Here is a 3,667-nt window from a genome sequence, read left to right as displayed (position 1 = left end):
ACGCCAGTCCCCTGGCTCGGGGGGAACCCCCGCACGGGGCTGGCTCCACAACGCGCTTAACCCGACGCCCTTCGGGTATGCCTGCGGCACGCCAAGGGCGAACGCCAGTCGCCTACGGAGGGAGACCCTCCTGTAGCGCTGGCTCACTGATAACTGTTAACTGACAACTGATAAACAAAACCGACTGCTTTATGAATCAAAACAGTCGGTTAAATATTTTGTGGTAATCAGTTGATTTTAAGCTTCTTCTCTATTCAAAAAGTTTTGCAATTGATTGAGAGCAGCAGCACCAATGTTAAAGAATGCCCAACCAGCAGCAATGAGAAGTGGTGCTAAAACAATGATCAAACGCATATCTGGAAGACTCATATCTACACCTCTCTGTTCTGTTATATATATGTTAAAGTTTTGTCAACTTTTCTCATTATTTATTTTGTACCTGAACCAGTCAACTTTGCCAAACAATACGTAAAGAATCTTTACAAAAACTAGGGGTGTAAGGGCAACGCCTAGAGCGCGAGCGCCGAACGGTGTGGGGGTGTAAGGGGAGCCAGTGCTTTAGGCGGGTTTCCCCACTTGAGGTACCTGGCGTTGTGGGAAAGACGAAAATCCTATGTCGAAGGGCTTCGCCTGCTCCCTGCTCCCTTCTCCCTGCTCCCTGCTCCCTGCTCCCTGCTCCCTGCTCCCTTCTCCCTTCTCTCTGCTCCCTTCTCCCTTCTCCCTGCTCCCTGCTCCCTTCTCCCTTCTCCCTTCTCCCTTCTCCCTACTCCCTTCTCCCTACTCCCTTCTCCCTACTCCTTCTTACTCGGGTGCCTCAAACCCAATATCCGTACCCTTGCCTGCATGAACCAACGCTAACTTTTTGTAACGTTCAGCATGTTCAATCAGTTCTGCTGCTTCCGCTTCGGAGATTTGGCGGACAACTTTGCCAGGAACACCCACAACCAGGGACAAGGGTGGTACATCTTTCGTAACGACTGCGCCAGCACCAATAATGCTACCGGCACCCACTCGTACACCATCTAAAACAACTGCGCCAATTCCAATCAAGCTACCGTGTTCAATGTAGGCAGAGTGTACAACAGCACGATGCCCGACAGTAACATGATCTTCTAACACCGTGGGTTTTCCAGGATCACCGTGTAATATTGCTCCATCCTGAATGTTTGTACATTCGCCAATTTCTATGGATTCCACATCTGCCCTAACAACTGCTCCGTACCAGATGCTCACCCCGGCTGCAATTTTGACTGAACCCATAACAATAGCGTTCGCTGCTATAAAGGCGGCTTGAGAAATATCAGGAGAAGACCAGTAGGAAGCGATAGACACGGTAGAATAGAGGTGTGGTACCCAGGAACACTGGAGGAACTCCAACCTTGGTAGGTTGCAAAACCAGGATATCACGGTGTAGAGCCTCGTGGCTCGCAAGGGCAGCAGCAAATCGGTGTCCAACAAGGTGGAGCAGAAGTGTAAAAGGAACCAACACGACTGGTGAAGACAAAAATATGTTTGTAAGCACTTCATGATGAATCCAGCCTTGCAGTACCCCATATTCGGTGCAGAAATTCAGTGTCCCCATTGCCGCCAAACAATCCCGGCTTTGACACTAACTGACACTTATTTATGCCCGCGTCACGGCGCGTTTGAAGCAAATCCCGAAACTGGGGAACTCATCCACCTACAATCAGGACGTCATTGGCGCAGATGGAATAGCGACTGGTATCGGCAACATACTCATCCCGATGGCATTAGGTTTGAAATTCATGAAGCACTAGACAAGCTTTATACCCAAGGCTATCGGGCGACACGAGTTATAATTGCTAGACGCTATCAAGAACTAATGAGTGGTTATCTAGAACGTAGCACTAACTGGCGTTCTGGACAGTCGGAGACAACTCCGGCGCGACTTTATGGTTTACCTGTGGAGTTTAGCGCTGATTCTTTGGATGATCCTTGTTGGGATGTGATTAATTTCGATTTGGAAAAAGAACCTGGTGTACCAGTACGGTATCCCTATTTCCGATTATTTGAGTAATTGAGAGTTAGGCATTACACTCGTTTTGGAGGGTTTTGCTGCGCCCCGTAACTTAGGCTATTTTTGTTGAGCTTTGGCGTTGAGTCATTTGTTTTTTGTCCTTTGTGGTTTAGCAAAGGGCAAATGACAAATAACAAAGGAAAAAATTATGCATCACACTTCTATTCGTACCGGAAATATTCATCGGGCGATCGCCTTCTACGAACAGCTAGGGTTTACAGTCTGTGAACGCTTCACAACAGGCTATACTCTTGCATGCTGGATGGAAGGACTCAACGGCAGAATTGAACTGATCCAAATTCCGGAACCAAAACCTGCCCCAGATGCATTTGCAGATGAACACTACGTGGGGTACTATCATCTCTCGTTTGATTTAACTCAAATAACACCAGATTTATCTAGTTGGTTAACAAATTTAAAAGAACGTTTTTTAGTGTTATCAAAAAGTAATCCTGACCTGTTACAACCACTTAAAATCCTTTTAGAACCTACACAGCAGCAGATAGGTCAGAAAATTTATGAAGTAACTTTTCTTGCAGATACTGATAATTTGCCTTTAGAATTCATCCGCGTATTAGCAACACTGTCCTAGTTGAACTTCTAATTTTTTATCTGTACAATACTACTTTGCTCGTTCTGTAGTCTTGTTGAGATCACAGACTAGTCAGAAAAGTCAGATTAATATATTCAAGAAAAATAAAAATTCTGTAACAACCTTTACAGACAATATAGTAAAATTTATGTCTGTGTTGCCGAAAGTGCATCGATACCGTTTTCGTTTACTACTGTTAACTCTTTCGCTAATGACAGTGTTGTTGCTTGGAGATGGATTTTTTGATACCCAGATAACAACTTCTTCCTCATCGTTAGATTCACAAAAAATAACAGTTTCTCAAAAAAAAGAGCGTATTTCATTGACTGAGCATGTTCAAAAAACACTGTTGGACAATGGTCTAACTGTCTTGAGTAGGGAAATTCACTCCAGCCCGGTAGTGAGTGTACAAGTATGGTACAAGGTGGGATCACGTAACGAAGAACCTGGATTGAATGGTATTGCCCACCAATTAGAGCACATGATGTTTAAAGGCACAAAAAATCGCCCAATTCAATTTGGGCGGTTGTTGAGTGCTTTGGGCAGTGACTCAAATGCTTTCACAAGTTATGACCAAACGGCATACTACAATACAGCAGAACGCGATAAGCTCACGGCTTTACTAACGCTAGAAGCAGACAGAATGGAAAATGCTCGGATTGATCCGACAGAATTGCAGAGCGAAAAGCGAGTTGTAATTTCTGAGTTGCAAGGTTACGAAAATAGTCCTGACTACCGCTTAAACCGCGCTGTTATGAAGGCTGCGTTTTCCAACCATGCTTACGGGTTACCGATTGGTGGGACTCAAGCTGATGTCCAAAGGTTTGATTTAGAGCAGGTGCAGAAATACTACCGCAATTTCTACAGTCCTGACAATGCTGTTTTGGTGATTGTTGGAGATTTCCAAACTGAACCAACTCTTGAAGCGGTTAAAGAGATTTTTGGGAAAATACCTAAGAATCAGAACTCAGAAGTGAGCCAGCGCGGACGCCACATGCCTACGGAGGGAAACCCTCCTGCAGCAGTGGCTCGTCTTG

At 45.2% G+C, this 3,667-nt stretch carries 5 protein-coding genes; 3 read left to right on the top strand and 2 right to left on the bottom strand.

What is annotated here, in order from left to right:
• Positions 1–237: 237 nt before the first annotated feature.
• A complete protein-coding gene (locus tag AC5590_RS20015) occupies positions 238–369 on the bottom strand; it encodes a photosystem II protein Y (protein ID WP_169268918.1) in 132 nt (43 codons plus the stop codon).
• Positions 370–801: 432 nt separating this feature from the next.
• Positions 802–1,332: a gamma carbonic anhydrase family protein gene (locus AC5590_RS20010; RefSeq protein WP_210617743.1), complete on the bottom strand. Its 531-nt coding sequence runs from the start codon at positions 1,330–1,332 to the stop codon at positions 802–804.
• 196 nt (positions 1,333–1,528) lie between these two features.
• Between AC5590_RS20010 and AC5590_RS20005 the strand changes: the two genes are divergently transcribed.
• From AC5590_RS20005 to AC5590_RS19995, 3 genes are all read left to right on the top strand, one after another.
• Positions 1,529–2,038, top strand: coding sequence for a TIGR02652 family protein (locus AC5590_RS20005; RefSeq protein ID WP_441293686.1), 510 nt, complete (start codon positions 1,529–1,531; stop codon positions 2,036–2,038).
• A 148-nt stretch (positions 2,039–2,186) separates the two neighbouring features.
• Positions 2,187–2,630 carry a VOC family protein gene (locus tag AC5590_RS20000; RefSeq protein WP_169268915.1) on the top strand — a complete coding sequence of 148 codons (444 nt, stop codon included), beginning with the start codon at positions 2,187–2,189 and terminating at the stop codon, positions 2,628–2,630.
• A 148-nt stretch (positions 2,631–2,778) separates the two neighbouring features.
• Positions 2,779–3,667: M16 family metallopeptidase (locus tag AC5590_RS19995; protein WP_169268914.1), on the top strand; the 889-nt coding region annotated here is incomplete at its 3' end.

It is taken from the genome of Brasilonema octagenarum UFV-OR1, from assembly GCF_963888615.1.
GTDB classification, from domain to species: domain Bacteria; phylum Cyanobacteriota; class Cyanobacteriia; order Cyanobacteriales; family Nostocaceae; genus Brasilonema; species Brasilonema sennae.
The sequence above is the reverse complement of the archived record's forward strand: the minus strand, read 5'-3'. Positions and strand labels throughout refer to the sequence as shown.

Bases quoted from the DNA above. Each gene is read 5' to 3' on its own strand.
- AC5590_RS20015 (WP_169268918.1), bottom strand. From the start codon at position 369: ATGAGTCTTCCAGATATGCGTTTGATCATTGTTTTAGCACCACTTCTC.
- AC5590_RS20005 (WP_441293686.1), top strand. From the start codon at position 1,529: ATGAATCCAGCCTTGCAGTACCCCATATTCGGTGCAGAAATTCAGTGT.
- AC5590_RS20000 (WP_169268915.1), top strand. From the start codon at position 2,187: ATGCATCACACTTCTATTCGTACCGGAAATATTCATCGGGCGATCGCC.